This window comes from Treponema sp. TIM-1, from assembly GCF_046533115.1.
GTDB lineage: Bacteria > Spirochaetota > Spirochaetia > Treponematales > Breznakiellaceae > JAIRMO01.
The window spans coordinates 16,364-37,094 of sequence record NZ_JAJQRC010000008.1; the positions used below are offsets into that span (position 1 = coordinate 16,364).

A 20,731-nucleotide genomic window follows, 5' to 3' on the forward strand; every position below is an offset into this window, starting at 1 on the left:
CTGATGACTGGATGAGGATGATACCATGCATTTTTTGAAATTCCTGTTGTCAAGACTTATAACCTTTTTCGGGGTTATCTTGATCGGGGTTACCGCTGTTTTTTTTATTCCCCGTTTCTTGCCATCAAATCCGGTTGATAACATGGTAGGCAGGATGCTTTCCATGGGGAATGTAAGTCCCGATGCCGTGCAGGGGATCCGGGACTCCCTGAACGCCCTTTTCGGGCTTGAGGGGTCTGTTTTCAGCCAGTACCTTGGGTTCTTAAAACGGGTTATATTCACCCATGATTTTGGGCCTTCTCTGGCGTTCTTTCCTACACCGGTTATGGAACTGGTGGGCCGCGCCCTGCCCTGGACCTGCGGCCTGCTTCTGGTGTCTACCATAATCGCTTTTATTTTTGGAAACGCCATCGGCTTAATCGCGGCAATACACAAAGACAAGGGGTATTCAAGGATATTGGAATCCCTGGCGATTGTTTTTTATCCAATTCCCTACTATATTTTGGGCCTTATTCTTGTAATATTCTTTTGTTATCTCATACCCCTTTTTCCACTGGGGTATTCATTTAACGGTTCTATCACCGATATTTCCTACTTGATTTCCATAATTAAGAACTCTTTTCTGCCTGCCTTGTCTATTATAATCAATGGGTTCGGCTGGTGGGTTATCAGTATGAAGTCTGTCGCCACTGCCGCCGCAGAAGAAGATTATATCTTTTTTGCCAGACTCAAGGGCTTAAGCAGAAACAGGATTACTTCCGGCTATATTCTGCCAAATGTTCTGCTGCCTCAGATGACAACCCTTGCATTACAACTGGGAACCATGTTCGGAGGCGCCATGCTTATGGAGATGATTTTTACCTATCCGGGACTGGGTAACCTTATCTATAAAGCAATCTTGCGGGGAGATTATAATCTTATAATGGGGACCATAACCATTACCATTGTGGCGGTGGCCGTTACTTCCCTGTTGATAGATTTACTCTATCCGTTTTTCGACCCAAGAATCCGGTATCAATAAGGAGCGGAGAGAATGAGCAATCGTTTCCGGTATTGGAATTTCAGGCTGTGGTTCGGCTTAATACTATTGTCCCTTTTGTTTGTTGCTGGATTTATATTTCCGTTCTTTATGAAAGGTTCGGCGGTGGAATGGAACACCTTCATTAAGGATCTAAAGCCTTCCGCGGAGCACCTTATGGGTACCACATCCTTTGGGCAGGACACTTTCCATGTATTGACCGAATCCATACGGAACTCATTTCTTATCGGTTTTATCGTCGCCTCGCTTTCGTCGCTTATCGGAATCTTAGTCGGCCTCCTGGCGGGCTTTATAGGCGGTGTATTAGATCGCATTATTACCCTGGTTATTGATTCGTTTATCGTTGTCCCCGCGCTGCCTATCCTTATTCTGATTTCCGCACTTCTGTCAACCAATCTGAATATATACGGCATCGCGCTGGTTATGGTTTTTTTTAACTGGCCGTGGCCGGCGCGTCAGGCAAGGGCAATGGCTTTATCCATAAGAGAGCGGGATTTCATTTTTACCGCTGTTTTTTCAGGGCAGCATCTTATAGAAACACTGGTAAAAGAAGTGTTTCCCTTCATTGCAGACTGGGGGCTGGCCAATTTTATTAACGCAGTCTTGGTGGGTATCGCCATGGAATCGGGCCTCGCGGTTATCGGACTTTCCACCAATTCAAAGGCCACGCTCGGTACCATGATCTACTGGGCAAACCAGAAGCAGGCTATGCTGATGGGCAGATGGTGGTGGATCGGTTCTCCGGTAGTTACGACGGTGCTGGTATTTGTTTCCCTTTTTCTTACCATGACCGGTTACCAGATGTACGCCGCGAAGAAGCGAGGTGGAAATGTTTAAGCTCGATAAACTTTCCGCCCGCTACGATACCGCTTCCGGTTATGTCAATGCGGTTAACAACATTAATCTTGAAATACAACGGAACGAGATATTCGGCATAGCCGGAGAATCGGGCTGCGGGAAGTCCACGCTCCTTAAAGTCATGTACGATTTGATTGATTTTCCCCTGGAAATTTCAGCCGGCGAAGCTTCAATCGAGTATAGAGACCATGACGGTACGGCAAAAATCCTCAAAAGCGGTGAGATCCGTAAAATTTGGTGGAAAAAGATGTCTTATATTCCTCAAGGCGCGATGCATGTGATGAACCCCGTAACCAGAATCAGCGGCCAGTTTATGGATACTGTCGGAAAACACGGTAAACTGAAAGACAAGAAACAGTTGCGGGCGGAAATCACCAAATACCTACAGGAACTTGATTTGCCGGCCGCCGCCCTTGACGCCTATCCCCACCAGTTATCCGGAGGGATGCGGCAGCGGGTGCTTATTGCGCTTGCGACCTTCCTTTCCCCGGAGATTATTCTGGCCGATGAGCCCACGACCGCCCTTGATGTGGTGGTACAGCGCGGCATTCTTATGATGTTGAGACGCACCCAGAGGAAGATGGGTAATTCAATTATTATTGTAACCCACGATATGGGCGTACATTATCAGATAACGGATCGGGTGGGAATAATGTATGCCGGTGAGATGGTGGAAGCAGGCCCGACCACGGAGATATTTGATAAGCCTGCACATCCCTATACGCAGATGCTCATCGCAGCCCTTCCCCGTCTTGGGGACAACAGCCAGAAGGAAGGAATACCCGGTACGCCTCCCAATCTGCGGCTGGTCATAAAAGGATGCAGGTTCGCAGAGCGCTGTCCTCACTGCCGGGAGCGATGCCGTTTGGAGGAACCCGGGACTTTTACCGTAAGCCCGGGACATACCGCGGCCTGCCACCTTCTTGAGGGGGCCGGAAAATGAGTCACCGTATCGAATTTCGGGAGCTGACAAAAGAATTCCGCATAGGCGGCTTGATCCTTGGAAAAAAAATAACCGCCGTTGACCATATCTCTTTTTCCATTACATCGGAAGAACCCTGGATATTAAGCATTGTCGGCGAATCGGGGAGCGGTAAAACAACCCTCGCCAGGATGCTTCTCCATCTATTGGATAAAACAAAAGGTGATATTCTGATTGACAATGTCCCGCTTAACAAATTATTCAGCAGGGATAAAAAAGATTTTTACAAAAAGGTCCAGCCCATATTCCAGAATCCTTTTACTGCATTTTCACGGCGGCGTATTGTGGAGAACTATCTTTTTGAAACATGCCTGCGCCTGGATCTGGCAAAAAACCGTACCGAAGCGCTGGGCATTATTTCAAAAACCCTTAATTCGGTAGGACTTGAATATTCCCAGGTAAAGGGAAAATTTCCCAGTCAGTTTTCAGGCGGGGAACTTCAGCGCATTTCAATCGCCAGGGCATTAATCCCCAAGCCTTCAATTATTGTGGCCGATGAGCCGGTGGCAATGATCGATGCCTCCATGCGGATGAACATTGTCAATCTTTTTAAGTCCCTGAAAAATGACTACAATGTCAGTTTTATTTATATTACCCACGATCTTTCCACCGCATATTATGTGAGTGATTACATTGCCACCCTGTACCGGGGCAATCTTATCGAATTTGGTAATGCCCAGGATGTGTTGAATAAGCCGGGACATCCCTATACGGAGCTGCTTCTGGATTCCATTCCCCGGGTAGGAAAACTCTGGGATGATAATATGGTGCTGCCGGATCTTGAAAGCAGGGAGTACCGTTTGGAGGGCTGCAAATTCGCTGCCCGCTGTCCTTATGCCAGGGATGTCTGCCGGGAAAAACGCCCGGATATGGTAGATCTTGAGGGAAATCACCGGGTGCTTTGTTACAAGTACCGTAATTATGAGTCCAAATAAATACTGCGGAGGAAAACATGAATAGCTTTGGCCTTGCGAATCTTATGGTTTTAAAAACCGGAAAGTCCCGTTCAATCAGTGCGGAAAATCCTCATGGTGAACCGGGCGCCGGAGGGAAGGAAGCCTCGAATCTGGGTCCCGGGCGGAAAGGACGGCCCTGTATCACCCTGCCCCAGGGAAAAGAAACCGTCCTGGCCGGGATTGCGGGGCCCGGAATCATCAACAGCTTCTGGATGACCTGCGCCCAGAACGGCGAAAAGAGTTACTATATACTCCGGGATCTGGTTCTGCGTATTTACTGGGACGATGCGGACTTTCCGTCGGTGGAGGTTCCCCTGGGGGATTTTTTCTGCTGTGGTTTCGGTGCGCGGAGCAAGGTAAACGCCCTGCCCATAGCGGTAAATCCTACCGGTGGAATGAACTGCTATTTCCCCATGCCCTTCCGTAGGACCGCCAAATTCACCATAGAGAACCAGCATCCCGGTGATGTACCGGGGTTTTTCTTTCAGATTAACTACACCCTTGATTCGGTCCCTGATAATTCCGCATACTTTCATGCCCAGTGGAGAAGGGAAAACCTTACCACGGCAGGGAAAGACTATACCATCCTGGACGGCGTTTCCGGCAAAGGCCACTATGTGGGAACCTACCTCGCCTGGACGGCCCTGGAGCGTTTTTGGTGGGGTGAAGGGGAAATGAAATTCTACATCGACGGTGACAGGGATTATCCCACCATCTGTGGTACCGGTACGGAGGATTACTTCGGCGGCGCATGGTGCTTTTATGAAGAGCATGACGGTATCAATGACGAGGTGACTTATTCTACCGCTTTTCTGGGGCATCATTACTTTTCCGGTCTTGAATCCTCAAAGAGCTATCTGTATGTCGGCGGCAGGGATATGCGCAAGCTGGAAAAAATCTACGACCTCATGCCGAAGCACGGACTCTACCGCTTCCATATAATGGACCCCATTATGTTTGAATCGGATTTACGGGTTACCATTCAGCAGATAGGCCATAATCAGTCCGAACTTTTTGAAAGGACCGACGATGTTGCTTCCGTAGCTTACTGGTATCAGGATAAACCTTACGGTAAGTTTCCCAAATTGCCTGCGGCGAAAGAACGCTGGCCCAGATAATACGGTCTTCAAGGAAGTCTGTCCATAATGTGTCTACATTATGGACAGACACTACTTAAACCCGAAAGGAAAGTATTTATGTATTCAGGTCTTGTTGCCCCTGCAGGACGATATTACCTCAGTGGCCTACTGGTACCAGACCCTGCCGGCGGCTCCCTTCCCCCCACTGCCGGATAAGGATTACCTGGAAGTGATGTAAGGACCCGCGCAGGAAAACGTTCCGCAAGTCTGCCGGATTGGGGGATAAATTTTGAAACCAGCCTGATTTCCCACCCCCCAACGCAGCCCCCTGCGCCTTCCCATCAGGGTGATTTTTGCAATGTTTCCGGTGATTCTGGCAATGGTTTTTTGGGCAAAATAATGATGGAATAGGCTATTATGAAGAAGATAATCGAAGCGATGGAGCCCGTTCCCCGGCCGGAGAAGGTACTTCAATTTGGGGAGGGGAATTTTTTACGGGCCTTTGTGGATTGGCAGATCGATATCGTCAACGACAAGACCGGTTTTAACGGAAACGTGGTGGTGGTCCAGCCCCTGGCTCAGGGCATGGGGGAGACGATAAATGCCCAGAAGGGGCTTTATACCACCGTACTGCGGGGAGTCCAAAATGGTAAAACCATCGAGGAATTCAGGCCCATTAAATCGATCAGCCGCTGCATAAACCCGTATTCCCAATTTGACGAATACCTGCGCTGCGCCGAAAATCCCGATCTGCGTTTTGTCATTTCCAATACCACCGAAGCGGGGATCGCCTATAACGCCGAAGACCGGCTTTCCGACAAGCCCCCGCGATCTTTTCCGGGCAAGGTAACGGCCTTTCTGTTCCGGCGTTTTGAACATTTTCAGGGGGATGCCGCAAAGGCACTGGTGTTTATCCCCTGTGAATTAATTGACAAAAACGGCGATAAACTTAAAGAAATCGTCGAACGCTACGCACGGGAATGGAATTTGGGGGAGCCTTTTTTTGCCTGGCTTGGTTCCTGTGATTTTTGCAACAGCCTGGTGGACCGGATTGTACCCGGTTATCCCGCTGAGGAGGCTGCTGCTATCTGCGAAAAAATCGGCTATGAAGACAAACTGCTGGTAGCGGCGGAGATTTTTCATCTCTGGGTTATTGAAAGCAACCAGGATCACCGCGCGGAACTTCCCCTGGTAAACGCGGGACTCAATGTGATCTGGACCAATGACATGAGTTTCTACCGGACCCGAAAAGTACGGATTCTAAACGGCGCCCACACTTCCAGCGTGCTGGCGGCATACCTCTACGGCCTTGATACGGTGGAACAGTGCATCAAAGATCCCCTGATCATCAAAATGATGAAGAAGGGTATTTTTGACGAAATTATTCCCTCGATGGACGGCAACACGGCGGAACTAACCCAATACGCACATGACGTGCTTGAACGGTTCGCCAACCCCTATATCAAACACCTGATCCTTTCGATAAGCCTGAATTCGGTATCGAAATTCAAAACCCGGGTGCTTCCCTCGCTTACCGGCTATCTCGCCAAAACAGGAAAGCTGCCGCCGGTGCTGGTCTTTTCCCTCGCCGCCCTTATCGCCTTTTATAACGGGGACAGCCTTGCGGGCCGTGAGTTACGGGGCAGCAGAAACGGAAGCGCCTATCCGATTCAGGATGATGAGGATATACTAAAATGCTTCGCCGCCCTCTACGCGGAAACCCAAGGGGACGATGCGGCCAGGGCGCAGAAGATAACCCGCGTGGTGCTGGGCTCCACCGATTGGTGGGGGGAGGATCTCCTGGCCCATGCCGGGCTTGCGGATGCCGTCAGCGCCTGCCTTACAACGATTTGGCGTTCCGGTATCAAGCAGGCCATCGAGGGGGTTGTGTAGGGGTATGGGAGAAACACGGCGCTTAATCAGAATCAACGGGAACGACAATGTGGCGGTGGCGCTTTCTCCGCTCAAAAAGGGAGAAGCCCTCTCGTTCCCGGCGGGTACGCTGCTGACTGCGGAGGATGCTATTCCCGCGGGCCATAAAATCGCCCTAAGGGATATTGCAGCCGGGGAGCGGATTATTAAATACGGGTTTCCCATCGGCGCCGCGTCTGTCCGGATTAAGCGGGGTGCCCATGTGCATACCCATAATGTACAGACCCTGCTTTCGCAAGCCCCGGAATACCACTACCAGCCGGCGCTTACGGGGAAGGAGGGGAAGGCGGGGGAGGTACCGGAGATCAGCGTGTTTCGGCGCAGGGACGGGCGGATCGGCATCCGCAACGAAATCTGGATCATTCCTACGGTGGGCTGCGTCAACCGGACCGCGGAAATTTTGGCCCGGTGGGCGGATCAGGAATACGGCGGAGGCGCCATCGACGGGGTGTATGCCTGGACCCATCCCTACGGCTGTTCACAAATGGGCGGGGATCATGAAACAACCAAAACCATTCTCGCGGATCTCGCGAAACATCCCAATGCCGCCGCGGTATTGATCCTCTCCCTGGGCTGTGAAAATAATTCCCTGCAGGGTTTTAAGGAAGCTCTGGGCGAATACGCCGAAGATACGGAACGCATGGCCTTTCTGGTGACCCAGGACTGCGAGGATGAAATCGCCCAGGGGAAAAGCCTCTTGGCGGATCTGGCGTCTCACGCGGCAAAGGCCCGGCGGGAACCGGCGAAACTGCCGGAAATTATTGTCGGCCTTAAGTGCGGCGGTTCCGACGGGTTTTCCGGCATTACCGCCAATGCCCTGACCGGCCGCCTCTGTGATACCCTGTGCGGTATGGGCGCCTCCGCCATATTGACCGAAGTACCGGAAATGTTCGGCGCGGAACAGATGCTTATGGACCGCTGCGAAACCAGGGAACTCTTTGATAAAACCGTTTCCCTTATCACCGGCTTTAAGGAGTATTACCGATCCCATAACCAGACGGTGTACGAAAATCCTTCACCGGGAAACAAGGCCGGCGGCATTACAACGCTGGAGGACAAATCCTGCGGCTGTGTTCAGAAAGGGGGTACGGCTCCGGTACGGGGGGTTTACCGCTATGGGGAACGGATAGTTCCCGGAAAGGGAGGGGTACTGCTCCTGGAAGGGCCGGGAAATGATATAGTATCTTCAACGGCCATGACCGCCGCGGGAGCCCACCTCATCCTCTTTACCACGGGCCGGGGAACGCCCCTGGGCGCGCCGGTTCCCACGATTAAAATCGCCAGTAATTCCGCCCTGGCACGGAAAAAGGCAAACTGGATCGATTTTGACGCGGAAGCGGTTCTTGACGGCGGCATGGAATCCCTCTGTTCCGAGCTGCTGGATATAATTATCGCGGTGGCGTCGGGCCGCCGGAAAACAAAAAGTGAATTAAACGGGTACCGTGAAATCGCGATCTTTAAAAACGGCGTTACCCTTTGAAACAGCCCTTGGGACCTGCGCAAGAATAAAATGCCATGCATTTTATTCTCGCGCGGGTCCTTGCCGGTTTTTTTGTATGGGCCTATTCAATCCACAATTCTAATTCTTGGGAAGCCCCCATATACCGTTCATTGCCGGGAAAGACCACGGTAACGCGGTACTGCCCTCTTTCGCGGGGCGGAGCGCCCAGGGCGGCGGCATCACCCGCGGCAAAATAAGAAACAATCAGCGGCGGATCCACCGGCGGTTCGGTGACGGCGATAATTTCCTTGGGACTGCCGTCATAGGTAAAACGCCACACCGGATCAGTAACAATGGAAATAAACGCCTTCTGAATGTGGTATTCGACCTTGATGGGCCTGCCCGGCTGGTAGCCGTTCCCCGCGGGCCGTTCAATCCGGGCATAATAATCACCCACCTCAACCGGCGCTTCGCTGCTGCCGTTCAGATCATGCTCCAAATCTTCTTCGGACCTGAAATAGGTGATGATAAAAGGAGGAACATCTTCTTTCGCGGCATAAACTTCGACCGGCTGGTTTCGCCCGTTGTATTGGGTGTGCTGATAGGTGGCGGAAGTGATGATGGGCGCTTCTTCCAGCGCTTGTTCTGGTTTGTTTGCGGCACAGGAAACAAGCAGCAGCGCCGGCAGGATCGCCATGAGGAGCTTTTTCATCATTATTCGTCCAGATCTGAAAGCTGGGTAGAGAGATACCGTTCCCCGGAATCGGGAAGGATCACCACAATGGTTTTGTCCCGGCTTTCGGGCCGGGAAGCGATGCTAAGGGCGGCCCACAGGGCGGCTCCCGATGAAATACCGGCCAGGATACCCTCGGTGCGGGCCAAGGTGCGGGCGCTGTCTATGGCGTCTTCGTTGGTTACCCTGACTATCTCATCGATGATGGACCGGTTAAGTACCTTGGGGACAAACCCCGCGCCTATGCCTTGAATGCGGTGGGGCCCCGCAAAGCCGCCGGAAAGTACCGGTGAGGCGTCGGGTTCCACGGCCACGATCTTGACCTTTGGGTTGCGTTCTTTAAGCACTTCCCCTACCCCGGTGATGGTGCCGCCGGTTCCCACCCCGGACACAAAGACATCCACCCCGCCCTTGGTATCGGCCCATATCTCCTCCGCGGTGGTCCGGCGGTGTACTTCGGGGTTGGCGGGGTTTTCAAACTGCAGGGGCATGAAACTGCCTGAAATGCGGCCCACCAGTTCTTCGGCCTTTCTGATCGAACCCTTCATCCCGTCCTTGCCGGAGGTAAGGACCACTTCCGCGCCGAGCATCCGGGCGAGTTTCCGGCGTTCCACCGACATGGTTTCCGGCATGGTGAGGATGAGCTGGTAGCCCCGGGCGGCGCAGGCAAAGGCCAGGCCTATGCCCGTGTTCCCCGAGGTGGGTTCGATCACCGTGCCGCCGGGTTTCAGTTTGCCCTCCTGTTCCGCCGCGTCCAGCATGGCCGCCCCGATGCGATCCTTCACGCTGGCCAGGGGGTTGAAGGATTCAACCTTTACCAGCACTATCCCCGGCAGGTCCTTCCCCAGTTTCCCCAGCCGTACCAGGGGCGTGTTCCCCCGGGCGGCGATAATGTTATCAAAAATTGCCCCCCGATAAGGGCCGCTTTCACTCTTCACTCTTCACTCCTCACTTCTCACTCCTAACTTTATATAGAATAGTCCGCTTCCTGATTGATGTCGTACTGAAACATCGCTAAGATACGTTCCTGGATTTCCACCAATTCCGCATCTGTCCGGGCCCGGGGACGTTTTACCGTTACCGGAATGCGGTTGCGGATCGTACCCGGTCCCGGGGAGAATACGATCACCTCGTCGGAAAGATACACCGCTTCCTGGGTATCGTGGGTCACGAGAATGACCGTGATGGGACCCTCGCTTTCACCGGTCTCGGCCAAGAGCCGCAGCAGTTCGTCCTGGAGCTTTTCCCGGGTCAGGGCATCCACCGCGGCAAAGGGTTCGTCCATGAGGATTATCTTTGGTTCCACCGAAAGGGCCCGGGCCAGGGCCAGGCGCTGGCGCATACCCCCGGAAAGCTGGGAGGGGTACTTATGGGCCGAGGCCGCCAGATCCACTTTGTGCAGATAGAAGATGGCCTTCTCCTCGATTTCCCGTTTTTTCAATTTCGTCCCGCCGGTTTTATCTGCGTTGCGCAGTTTCAACGCAAACACCACATTCTGCAGGGCGGTCATCCAGGGGAAGACCGCGTAATCCTGGAAGATCATGGCGATGTCGTGTTTGGGGTGATCCCGGAACACGCCGTTGGCCAGGGGCGAAATGAAGCGGTAGCGGCGGCGGTAGGCGATCTGCTCCTTGCGGGTGGCGGGCAGGGGCTCCAGGACCAGTTTGCCGTCGATGTGGATGGTGCCGTCGGTGGGGGCCTGGAGGCCCGCGAGGATCTCCAGGAAGGTTGATTTACCGCAGCCCGAGGGCCCCAGGATGGAAACGATCTTTCCGTCGGGGATGGTGAGGGACACGTTGAGAACCGCGGTAAGACCTTCGGCCAGGCCCTTTTCGTTGATCACGGAAAAAAATTTGCCGATGCTTTTGGCTTCTATCATGACACATACGCTCCATATCGGCAGGGACCCGAAGTGGGGGAATAAAAACGCTTTGTGTTTTTATTTTCGGACTTTGGACTAGGAGTGGGGGGAGCGGAATAACAAACGCTTGCGCATTTGTTATTTTCGGAGTTTTGTGGTAAACCGCTTCGGCGGTTTACCACAAAACTCCATGACGGAAAAAAGGCAAGCGTTTTTATGGAGCGGGGGGGAGCAGCGTCGATGAATGTTTCAGATTTAGGCGGAAATAGTTTTATGGTTGTTTTCATGTGCTCCCCCCTTATCTTCCTATTTTCCAGATGGCGAGTTTGATCTCCACGTACTTGAGAATCTCGATGAGGAACCAGCCGATCCAGCCGAGGATCACCATACATACCATCATTTCGGGGATGACGAAGTAGTCCTTGGCCTGGCCCAGGAGGTAGCCGATGCCCATGCGGCCGCCGTAGGATTCGCCGATGAGGAGCATCACGAGGCCCATGGCGACGCCGGTTTTGAGGCTCATGATGATGGAGCCGAAGGCGTGCCAAAAGTAGACCTTGCGGAGCAGGGTGAACTCGCTGGCGCCGAAGACCCGGGCGGAGGCGAGGTAGCGGGGGTCGGTGTCTTTGATGCCCTGGTAGGTGTTGAACAGGACCGGGTAGAAGATGCCGATGAACATGAGGAAGATGTGCATTTTGGAACCGATGCCGAAGAGGATGATGGTCATCGGGACCCAGGCCGGCGGGGGGATGGGGGACAAAAGCTGCCAGAGGGGCAGGACATAGGCCCGGATTTTGAGGTTCCACCCCATGAGGAGGCCGATGGGGACCGCCAGGACCACCGCGATGCCAAAGGCCGTGAAAAAGCGGCCCATACTGTAACCGATGTGGAGTACGAGGTTTTTGTGCCACAGCATGAACCAGAACCGCTGGGCCACGACGCTGAGGGGCGGGAGGAGGCTCTCGGGGATAAATTTCCACCGGGAAAGGAATTCCCAGGCCAGGAGCAGGGGGATAAGGATGGTCAAAAATTCCAGGGAGAAAAAATTACCCAGGGAATTTTTCAGAAAACCCCAAAGCTCCTGGAAAACCCTGCGCCACCCCCTGGTCTCGTAAGTATCGGCTGTGTTCATAGCTTCCAATTTTCCTATTATTTGGATGGGTATAATACTATAGTAAAACCAGCGGATTAGTCAAGGGGAATTTGGTACCATGGGGCTTATTAAGAAATTCACCACAAAAGCAAAGAAGAAAAAGGAGGAGATAGGAGTGAGAAGAGAGGCATCTTCCTCTTAACTTCTCACTCCTCCTTCCTAGCTCCTCACTTCTTCTGTTCTTCTTCCTAACTTTTTTTAACTAACTCCTCACTTTTTTCTTACCAAGTAGTCCCCTTGAACGCCGACGCAAAAAGCGCGTCGCCGGGGTTCGTTTCGATGGTTCCCTGGCGGACCAGGGCTTCGGCATAGCCTTTCAACTTATCCGTGGCGAGCTTGGTGGTAAAGCCCAGTTTGGGGTTGCTGTTGATGATGGCCTGGCGGTCGACGGTCACGTACTTCGCGGCAATGTCCACGATTTCGGTGGCCACCGGGTTGGCCAGGATAAGCTGGTTGGCCTCGGCAATAGCCTCGATAAAGACCTGGGCGTCGCCCAGACGGGTAGCGATAAAGTCTTTGTTGGCGTTGATGGTCCGGCAGGGCGGATTTTCCCCGGCAAGGTTGGGATCAATTTTCCCGTCGCCATCGGCATCGGAACCGCCGTTAAAGAGGGTCTTGTATTTGGGATTCCCCTGGGCGTCTTTGGCAAGCAGGGCCAGGGCCACAAAGGGCTCTTCCAGAATAGCGCCCTTCACCTGACCTGCGTCAAGGGCGGCGATGGCCGCGCCGGGAGCCAGGGTTACCAGCTCAAAATCGGTGTTGTACTGGTTCCGCAGGGCGTCCCTGATGAGGATAACCGCGCAGCAGGTGGTGGAAAGCCCCGCGATTTGCTGACCCTTGAGGTCCGCGGGGGTCTTGTAGGGGGCATTGACCGGGACCACCAGCACCGAGGTGCAGGGAATCTTTACCTGGCCGATGATGGTGATATTCTGTCCTTTGGCGATGGGGGTAATAACCCCGGTGGGGCAGTTAAAGACGATGTCCGCTTCCCCGCCGACCACCGCCGCAACCCCGGAACTGGTCTGCTGGATCTCCACCTCCAGTCCCCGTTTGGCAAAAAGCCCCTTTTCGTATGCCACGTAAAGGTTCAGATGATGGGTGGAATTGGCGTCCGCCACGATCACGGGCTTACCCGACAGCGCTGGACCTGCCTGCGGGGCGGCCGGCTGCTGGACAGCCGGGGCCGGGGCTTCCTCCCTTTTTGCTCCTGCCCAGAGGGCGGCGGAAAAGGCCATAAGCGATAAAAAAACACAAATTGTTTTTTTCATGGAATCCTCCTATAAATTCCTATTATATTGGTAGGTATAATAATATATTAAAACCATCGGTTTAGTCAAGGGTAATTTAAAAAAAAGCCCTGAAAACTGAAATTTTCTAAATACGGAGTTAAGAAATTCACCCCGAAGGCGCAAAGTAGACCACTGCGCGGTCAATTAAATGAAAAAAAGGAAGGATGGTGCGACACGAGGTCGCTTGAATAGCTGACTAAGATATGAAAAGGAGGTGAGAAAAAGAAACATATCCTTCGGTCTACCCCTTCCATTTGGGGTAATGCTACTCATAGGTGCGTGTCTGGTAACGGACAGGTACTAAGCTATGGGGACAACGCGGTATCGGAAACGTTGAGGTGAATATCGCCGCCCAGCTCTACCAGCGCGCTGGTTTCCGCGAAGGATTTCCCTTCGGTTAAATACAGGAATATCAGCCGCAGCAAGTCTTCGGGGCTTTTTATTTCCCGCGCCCGCTCAAAGGCCCCCAATTCTTTCGCCTTGGCTTGCCAGCCCTCAGGCAGCAATGCCACTAATTGTTCAAACTCATAGTTCCCCGTTTCCATGTCTCTGTTTTATCAGATTTTCTCTCCTAAGCAAACGCATATGGTGTCAGTCACTGTTGGAACATTAAGAATGAAGAGGAAAACATGAAGAGTAGGGCATTCTTCCTCATTCCTCCCCTTCTTCGCCTTATGCGCCTTCGGGGTTAAATTCCATTAGTTTTTATTTCCCAACTTTTAGATGTTACCGCCTGCTAGGGCGGGCTGGTTCCGGTATATGCTTTGATAAGGTCCGTGAATAGGCCGCCGTATTTTTCCATTTTTACCGCTCCCACCCCGGAAACGGTGAGGAATTGTTCCGGGGTTTTGGGCAGCTTGCGGCACATATCCCGGAGGGATGCATCGGAAAAAATGATATAGGCCGGGACCCGGGCTTTTTGGGCCAAGCGGTTCCGTAGTTCCTTGAGCTGGGCAAAAAGATCCTCCCGGAATTCCCCCGGCGTTTCATCGGCGGGGACCCCGGGCTTTTTCCGCTCCCGTTCTTTGGGAAGCATCATGGAAAGGGCCTTTTTCTGCCGGAGAATTTCCTCCCACCGGGGCCCGAGTAGGAGTACCGGGTACTCCTCTCCTTCCTGGGCCAGGTATTCCTTTTCGACAAGATAATCCAGGATGGTTCTGATCCGGTGTACGTCGGTTTCCGCCATGATGCCGTAGGTACTCAAACTCTTCAGGCCCTGGCTGAGGAGTTTTTCGTTTTTGCTGCCCTTGAGGATATTGATCACCATAAGCTTTCCGAAGCGTTTTCCCCGCTGTTCGATGCGGTATACACAGGAGAGGATCTTTTGGGCCGGGATGGTGATATCGTTGTTTTCAAATTGGGTGGTACAGTTGGAACAGTTGCCGCAAAAATGGGGAGCGCTTTCCCCAAAGTAACCCAGAATGTGGGAACGAAGGCAGTCATTGGTGGTGGCGTAGTAGGTCATGTGTTTCAGAAGTTCCAGGTGGTGGCTTACCAGGGCTTCGTCTCTTTCAGCATCCCCGTTGGTGATGAGGAATTTATTGACCTGCACGTCCTGGGGACTGTAAAAGAGGATACAGTCCGCCGCCTCACCGTCCCTGCCGGCCCGGCCCGCCTCTTGATAATAGCTTTCAATGTTTTTCGGCATATTATAATGAATGACAAAGGAGACGTTGGACTTATCGATTCCCATGCCAAAGGCGTTGGTGGCAACCATGATGGGGGTACGGTCGTAGATAAAGTCATCCTGATTTTTATGCCGTTCCCGGTCGTCCAGGCCCGCGTGATACCGGGCAGCGCCGAACCCCCGGGCGTTGAGGGTCCGGCAAATTTCCTCCACGGTTTTCCTGGTGGAGCAGTAGATGATGCCGCTTTTATTCCGGTGATTTTCCAGATAGGACAGGAGGGATCGGACTTTATCCGGGGGCCGCCCCACGCCAAAATAGAGGTTTTCCCGGTTAAAGCCGGTGGTAAGAAGAAACGGGTCCTCCAGGTTGAGGATCCTGACGATGTCGTCCCGGACTTTTCCGGTGGCGGTGGCGGTAAAGGCCGCGGTGATGGGCCGTTTTGAAAAAATACGGATGAATTCGGCGATTACCAGGTAGCTGGGACGAAAATCATGGCCCCATTGGGAAATACAGTGGGCCTCATCGATCACCACCATGGGGATCCGCAAACGCTCCCCCAGGCGGTACATATCCTCCCGCCGGAGCCGTTCCGGGGCGATGTAGAGGATTCGGTAATCCCCCCGGCCCGCCCCTGCCAGGGTATCCGCATATTCCCGGGGCGAAAGGGAACTGTTAAGGTAAGCCGCGGGAATCCCCGCATCCGAAAGGGCGTTAACCTGGTCTTTCATCAGGGAGATCAGGGGGGAGATAACCACCGTAAGGCCCTCCAGGATGAGGGCCGGTATTTGATAACAGAGGGACTTTCCCGCGCCGGTGGGCATCACCGCCAGCACATCCCTCCCGGCGAGGAGGGCGTCGATAACCTCCTCCTGTCCCCGGCGGAATTGGGTAAACCCAAAGTAGGTTTTAAGGATACGGAATTTTTCCTGATCCATACCCCGATTTTACCCCGAGGGAAAGAGAGGAAACCCGCCGAAATCAACCTCAAAGTTATTAGTCCCCTGGGGGGAGGCAAAATAATCGGGAAATTTTTCCCGGAGCAGTTTTTCCTCGGTGTGTAATTTGTGGAGGTGCTGGTTCAGTTTAAGGCGAACCCCGTGGAGGTCCTTGTTTTTTATGTCCGTCAGTATTTCCTTATGTTGACCCACAATATTCTGGGCAATCCCGTTGAGCCAAACGGTCAGTAAACGCACCCGGTGATAATGGCCGCACATACTATCCAGGACTTCCCAGCCTAATTGATGACCGGCTACCTCAAAAAAAACCCGGTGGAAACGGTCGTCAGAATTGATAAAATTGATAAATTCATTCCGGCCCGAGGCGGCAATCTGGGTTTCAACAATTTCTTCCAACTCGGAGATATGAGCCGGCCGGCACCGGCTGATAAAGGGTTTTAATACCGCCATTTCAAGGCTTTCCCGGAGAAATAATTCCTGTTCCACCCGGTCAAGATCGATCAGGGACACCAGGGTTTCCCGTTGGGGAATCACCTTTACCAAGCCCTCTTTGGACAGATGGATAAAAGCCTCCCGGACCGGGGTACGGCTCACCTGATACCGAAGGGAGATTTCTTTTTCACTGATGGCGGTTCCGGGGGCTAAATTCAAGTTAATAATGCTTTTCCGCAGGGCGGTATACACCGAGTCCTGCACATTCCCCGACGATTGCCTTGCCGGTGTTTTCATGGTATAATCACTTACTTCCTTTTTACCGTAGACCGGTACAACTGACTCGTCTGATGTACTAGTATGTTATCTTATTTTATGCCATCTTACAAGAGATACGCCTTACAGCAGCTTCAGGGGGGATGGAAACTATGAAAAAATTTATGGATCAAGATTTCCTGCTTTCCACTAAAACGGCGCAGGAACTTTACCATGAAGCGGCGGCAGCGGAACCGATCTTCGACTACCATTGCCACCTCATCCCCGAGGAGATAGCGGGAAACCGTCGTTTTTCCAACCTGGCTGAAATTTGGCTGGGGGGGGATCATTACAAGTGGCGGGCCCTGCGGTTCAATGGGGTGGATGAACAGCTTATCACCGGAAACGCCGACCCCTACGATAAATTTCTCACCTGGGCGGAAACCGTGCCCCGGCTTATGGGGAATCCCCTGTACCATTGGACCCACCTGGAGCTTCAGCGTTATTTTGACATTTCGGAGCCCCTGAACCGGGAGAGCGCTCCGGCTATCTGGAAGGCGGCCAACGCGAAGCTGGAAGGGGACCCGGCTCTTTCGGTATACGGGATCTTCAAGAAATTCAAGGTTTACGCGGTGGGTACCACCGATGATCCCGTGGATACCCTGGAATGGCATGAAAAGATACAAAAAGCCGGGAAGACCGAAACCAGGGTGCTCCCTTCCTTCCGGCCCGACCAGGTCATTGCCATTGAAAGCCCCGGTTTTGGGGAGTATGTCCGCGGGCTGGGGCAGGCCGCGGGAAAAGCCATCAACTCCCTGGAGGATCTGCTCCAGGTTCTCCGGGACCGGATCGAGCTTTTTGACCGGCGGGGCTGTTGTTCCGCGGATCACGCCCTGGAGTATCCGCCCTTTGACGCCTCCTGGGCGGACAGGGCCGTAAAAGCGGAGGATTTCGGAAAAAGGGAAGCGGCGGAAACCTTGCACCGGGTACTCTCCGGCGAGCCGGTGGAGGGGCGGGCCCGGGAATTTTATAAGGCCTTTATCCTTGCCTTCCTGGGGGCCGAATATTACCGGCGAGGCTGGGTGATGCAGCTCCACTTTGGGGCGCTGCGCAATACCAATTCCCGGATGCTGGCCGCGCTGGGACCCAATACCGGGTTTGACGCGGTTCACGACCACCGCCTGGCGGAACCGCTGGCCCGGTTTCTGGATGTCCTGGATGCCCGGGGCAAACTTCCCGCAACGATCCTCTACAGCCTCAACCCCAAGGATTATTATGTCCTGGGGACCCTCATGGGCTCTTTTCAGGGGGGGATCCCCGGCAAAATCCAACTCGGTTCGGCGTGGTGGTTCAACGATCACCGGGACGGCATGGATGAGCACCTGCGGATCCTGGGCAACCTGGGGCTCCTGGCCCGTTTTGTGGGGATGCTTACCGATTCCCGGAGTTTTCTCTCCTATCCCCGGCATGAGTATTTCCGCCGGATCCTCTGTAATATTCTGGGCTCCTGGGCCGAGGAAGGGGAAATTCCCCCGGATCTGCCCTTCCTTAAGGAGATGGTCCGGGATATTTGTTTTCAAAACGCCCGGCGCTATTTTAAAGGCTAACCAGGGCCGGTTAGGTAAAAGCGCCGGGCCATTCCCACAACCCGCCTGAGTTTTTGGGTGCAATCTACGGGGAAAGGACATCATAGGGATCCTCCCCCTGGATACGATGCTGGAGCGCCTCCAGCACATGGACGGTCTCGATGGAAGCGGCGCCTTCCAGGTCCGCGATGGTCCGGGCGATCCGCAGGACCCCGTGGTAGGCTCTGCCGGAAAACCCGAGTTTTTCCGATCCGGCGGAAAGGGTTTTCTCCGCCTCTTTGGTGAGCAGACAAAAACGATCCATAACGGCCGGCGGCATCCGGGCGTTGCGGCGGACCGGGCTGCCCTTAAAGCGTTCTTCCTGTATCTTCACCGCCCGGTGGACACGGCGGGCAATTTCGGCGCTGGTTTCTTCTTTTTCCTGCCCCCTATCCCGTAGCTCCGGGGAGCCAACCGCCACCCGCAGTTCCACCCGATCCAACAGGGCGCCGCCGAATTTACGCCAATACCGGTATATCTCTTCGGTGGAACAGAAACAATCCCGGCCGGAACGCATCCCCAGTCTGCCGCAGGGACAGGGATTGGCCGCCAAAAGCAGCTGGAATTCCGCGGGAAGCCGGACCTGTCCGTCGGCCCGGGCAATGGTGATGACCCGATCTTCCAGGGGTTCGCGCAGGGCCTGGAGTACGTTACTGCGGAATTCCGGCGCCTCATCGAGAAAAAGCACGCCCAGGTGGGCCAGGCTTATCTCCCCGGGCCGGATGGTTTTTCCGCCCCCCAGGATGCCTTCGGCGCTGGCGGAATGGTGGGGAGAACGGAAGGGAGGATGGGTGATAAGGCAGGATTCCCCCGCATCCGGGGTGAGCTGGCCCGCCAGACTGTGGAGCCGGGTCACCTCCACGGCCTCCTCCGGGGTTAAGGGGGACATGATCGAAGGCAAGCGCCGGGCCAGCATGGTTTTCCCCGCCCCGGGGGGGCCGAAGACCAGGAGATTGTGTCCCCCGGCAGCGGCTATTTCCAGGGCCCGCTTGTACCGCCCCTGGCCCCTGACCTCGGCAAAGTCCCCCCAGGACAGGGCTTCGGAAGGATTTCCTTTGGCGGGAAAAACCGGCTCCGGGGGCAGGGCGCCGGTTTCGGACCGGACCATCAGGGCGTGGACCGCTTCGGCCAGGTTGGCGGCAGCGGTGAACCGGCCCGAAGCGAGGATAGCCGCTTCCCCGGCATTCCCCGCGGGTACGATAAATTCCCGGAGCCCGGAGCGGAGCCCCGCAGCGGTGGCGGCCAGCACCCCCCGGATGGGACGGATCCGGCCGGAGAGTTCCAGTTCCCCCAGGGCCATCAGGTTCTCCGGAATGGCGACCAGGCCCGACGCCGCCATCACCGCCAGGGCAATGGAAAGATCCAGGGAAGCCCCATCTTTCCGCACCCCCGCGGGGGCAAGGTTGATCAGGATCCGGTCCTGGGGAAAGGGAAATCCCGAATTGCGGAAGGCCGCCCGTACCCGTTCCCGGGCTTCCCGGACCGCCCCCTCCGCGAGACCGGAGATATCGATCCCCGGTATACCCCGGCGTATATCCACCTCTACCCGGATGATGATCCCATCGGCGCCATAGGGCGCATAGGCCATGACATACATTTTATATACCCCGTATATAATAGGTGTTGTCCTGAACTATGCTTCAATAAAAATAAAAAAAATGCGGCAATCGTAGGCGGTGGCATGAGGGGGGCAGCGGAGGCCCGGAAGGGCCGGAGCGCAGGGGGGGCGGCCAAAAAATGGCCCCGTTTCGGGGCTATGGCAGGGAAACAGCCCCCCCCTTCTAACGGCAATTCGGGTGGGATGGGGCGCGTATCAGGAAAAGATGTTTTCCAGCATTGTTTTTCCCGGAAGGCGGTATATGTCAAAATCCGAATCCAGGCTGATGATCGAGAAGATCTTTTTTTTCTCCGCGGTAAGCATCAAGGTTGCGTCCGCAAAATCCATGGGAACATCCCGGTATTTTTTCGTCCAGCCGATGATCCGGGACATGTCCTCCGGGCGGATCTCCTCCAAAAGGACCCCCCGGCGGAGGACCCATTCAAAAAAATCGATCTGAACCTGAACATTAAAATTCAGCATATACGAGACTTCCGTAAGTACCGCGGTGGTCGTGACAAACCGAAAATCCTTTCCCGCTAAAAAGGATATGACCCGGTTATGGTAATTATCGTCCCGATCAAACAGGGCAATTAAAGGACCGGCGTCAACGAGAATGGTATTTAGCACCGATCTTTTCCCGAATACGGTTTTTATAAGTCACGGAAAGATCCCCTTCGCCGCTGCCGTATTTGCCGAAATAGGGCAGACCCAGATCGTAGGAACTCTTTTCTGTTTCGTCGTGCGCCAAATACTGGGCCAGAGCTTCTTGCACCATAGCCGACTTAGTCATATGCTTTGCCCGTGCAGCCGTATCAAGCCGCTCCTCCAATTCGTAGGATAACCGCGCCGTAGTCATAAATTACCTCCATCGTGTAATACAATACAAAGTGTAATACAGAGAAAGAATAAAGT

General features: G+C 54.0%; 19 protein-coding genes. 8 read left to right on the top strand and 11 right to left on the bottom strand.

Going from position 1 to position 20,731, the window contains the following annotated elements; translation table 11 throughout:
* Positions 1–25: 25 nt before the first annotated feature.
* The 7 genes from LQZ21_RS05280 to LQZ21_RS05310 all read left to right on the top strand — a co-directional run bounded on the left by LQZ21_RS05280 (position 26) and on the right by LQZ21_RS05310 (position 8,326).
* On the top strand, positions 26–1,021 hold the full coding sequence (locus LQZ21_RS05280) for an ABC transporter permease (protein WP_411043191.1): 996 nt from the start codon (positions 26–28) through the stop codon (positions 1,019–1,021).
* Between the two features lie 108 nt (positions 1,022–1,129).
* The gene (locus LQZ21_RS05285; RefSeq protein WP_411043192.1) at positions 1,130–1,876 is read left to right on the top strand and encodes an ABC transporter permease; all 747 of its coding nucleotides are present in this window, start codon (positions 1,130–1,132) and stop codon (positions 1,874–1,876) included.
* Positions 1,869–2,840 (top strand): ABC transporter ATP-binding protein, encoded by a 972-nt coding sequence (locus LQZ21_RS05290; RefSeq protein WP_411043193.1) that lies wholly within the window; start codon positions 1,869–1,871, stop codon positions 2,838–2,840. The genes LQZ21_RS05285 and LQZ21_RS05290 overlap by 8 nt, the downstream gene beginning before the upstream one ends.
* The gene (locus tag LQZ21_RS05295) at positions 2,837–3,814 is read left to right on the top strand and encodes an ABC transporter ATP-binding protein (protein WP_411043194.1); all 978 of its coding nucleotides are present in this window, start codon (positions 2,837–2,839) and stop codon (positions 3,812–3,814) included. Before LQZ21_RS05290 ends, LQZ21_RS05295 begins: the two co-directional genes overlap by 4 nt.
* A gap of 17 nt (positions 3,815–3,831) precedes the next feature.
* Positions 3,832–4,953, top strand: coding sequence for a glycoside hydrolase family 172 protein (locus LQZ21_RS05300; RefSeq protein WP_411043195.1), 1,122 nt, complete (start codon positions 3,832–3,834; stop codon positions 4,951–4,953).
* A gap of 378 nt (positions 4,954–5,331) precedes the next feature.
* A complete protein-coding gene (locus LQZ21_RS05305; protein WP_411043196.1) occupies positions 5,332–6,807 on the top strand; it encodes a tagaturonate reductase in 1,476 nt (491 codons plus the stop codon).
* A 4-nt stretch (positions 6,808–6,811) separates the two neighbouring features.
* Positions 6,812–8,326, top strand: a complete 1,515-nt coding sequence (locus LQZ21_RS05310) for a UxaA family hydrolase (RefSeq protein ID WP_411043197.1) — start codon at positions 6,812–6,814, stop codon at positions 8,324–8,326.
* 82 nt (positions 8,327–8,408) lie between these two features.
* Here the strand turns inward: LQZ21_RS05310 and LQZ21_RS05315 are convergent, their stop codons facing one another.
* The 8 genes from LQZ21_RS05315 to LQZ21_RS05350 form a co-directional block, all read right to left on the bottom strand.
* The gene (locus tag LQZ21_RS05315; RefSeq protein WP_411043198.1) at positions 8,409–9,002 is read right to left on the bottom strand and encodes a hypothetical protein; all 594 of its coding nucleotides are present in this window, start codon (positions 9,000–9,002) and stop codon (positions 8,409–8,411) included.
* Positions 9,002–9,958 carry a cysteine synthase A gene (gene cysK / locus LQZ21_RS05320; protein WP_411043199.1) on the bottom strand — a complete coding sequence of 319 codons (957 nt, stop codon included), beginning with the start codon at positions 9,956–9,958 and terminating at the stop codon, positions 9,002–9,004. Before cysK ends, LQZ21_RS05315 begins: the two co-directional genes overlap by 1 nt.
* Before the next feature lie 29 nt (positions 9,959–9,987).
* A complete protein-coding gene (locus tag LQZ21_RS05325; RefSeq protein WP_411043200.1) occupies positions 9,988–10,899 on the bottom strand; it encodes an ABC transporter ATP-binding protein in 912 nt (303 codons plus the stop codon).
* A gap of 280 nt (positions 10,900–11,179) precedes the next feature.
* Positions 11,180–12,013, bottom strand: coding sequence for an ABC transporter permease (locus tag LQZ21_RS05330; protein ID WP_411043201.1), 834 nt, complete (start codon positions 12,011–12,013; stop codon positions 11,180–11,182).
* Positions 12,014–12,255: 242 nt separating this feature from the next.
* Positions 12,256–13,302, bottom strand: coding sequence for an ABC transporter substrate-binding protein (locus LQZ21_RS05335; protein ID WP_411043202.1), 1,047 nt, complete (start codon positions 13,300–13,302; stop codon positions 12,256–12,258).
* A 326-nt stretch (positions 13,303–13,628) separates the two neighbouring features.
* A complete protein-coding gene (locus LQZ21_RS05340; protein WP_411043203.1) occupies positions 13,629–13,868 on the bottom strand; it encodes a hypothetical protein in 240 nt (79 codons plus the stop codon).
* Between the two features lie 191 nt (positions 13,869–14,059).
* Positions 14,060–15,886, bottom strand: coding sequence for a DNA helicase RecQ (gene recQ / locus LQZ21_RS05345; protein ID WP_411043204.1), 1,827 nt, complete (start codon positions 15,884–15,886; stop codon positions 14,060–14,062).
* Positions 15,887–15,895: 9 nt separating this feature from the next.
* The gene (locus tag LQZ21_RS05350; protein ID WP_411043205.1) at positions 15,896–16,636 is read right to left on the bottom strand and encodes a GntR family transcriptional regulator; all 741 of its coding nucleotides are present in this window, start codon (positions 16,634–16,636) and stop codon (positions 15,896–15,898) included.
* Between the two features lie 131 nt (positions 16,637–16,767).
* Between LQZ21_RS05350 and uxaC the strand changes: the two genes are divergently transcribed.
* On the top strand, positions 16,768–18,201 hold the full coding sequence (uxaC, locus tag LQZ21_RS05355) for a glucuronate isomerase (RefSeq protein ID WP_411043206.1): 1,434 nt from the start codon (positions 16,768–16,770) through the stop codon (positions 18,199–18,201).
* Positions 18,202–18,265: 64 nt separating this feature from the next.
* Here uxaC and LQZ21_RS05360 read toward each other — a convergent pair whose 3' ends face one another.
* The 3 genes from LQZ21_RS05360 to LQZ21_RS05370 all read right to left on the bottom strand — a co-directional run bounded on the left by LQZ21_RS05360 (position 18,266) and on the right by LQZ21_RS05370 (position 20,675).
* Positions 18,266–19,816, bottom strand: coding sequence for a YifB family Mg chelatase-like AAA ATPase (locus LQZ21_RS05360; protein WP_411043207.1), 1,551 nt, complete (start codon positions 19,814–19,816; stop codon positions 18,266–18,268).
* A gap of 216 nt (positions 19,817–20,032) precedes the next feature.
* Positions 20,033–20,446 carry a type II toxin-antitoxin system VapC family toxin gene (locus tag LQZ21_RS05365; protein WP_411043208.1) on the bottom strand — a complete coding sequence of 138 codons (414 nt, stop codon included), beginning with the start codon at positions 20,444–20,446 and terminating at the stop codon, positions 20,033–20,035.
* Complete coding sequence (locus tag LQZ21_RS05370) at positions 20,424–20,675, bottom strand: CopG family ribbon-helix-helix protein (RefSeq protein WP_411043209.1); 252 nt, start codon at positions 20,673–20,675, stop codon at positions 20,424–20,426. Before LQZ21_RS05370 ends, LQZ21_RS05365 begins: the two co-directional genes overlap by 23 nt.
* Positions 20,676–20,731 lie beyond the last annotated feature (56 nt).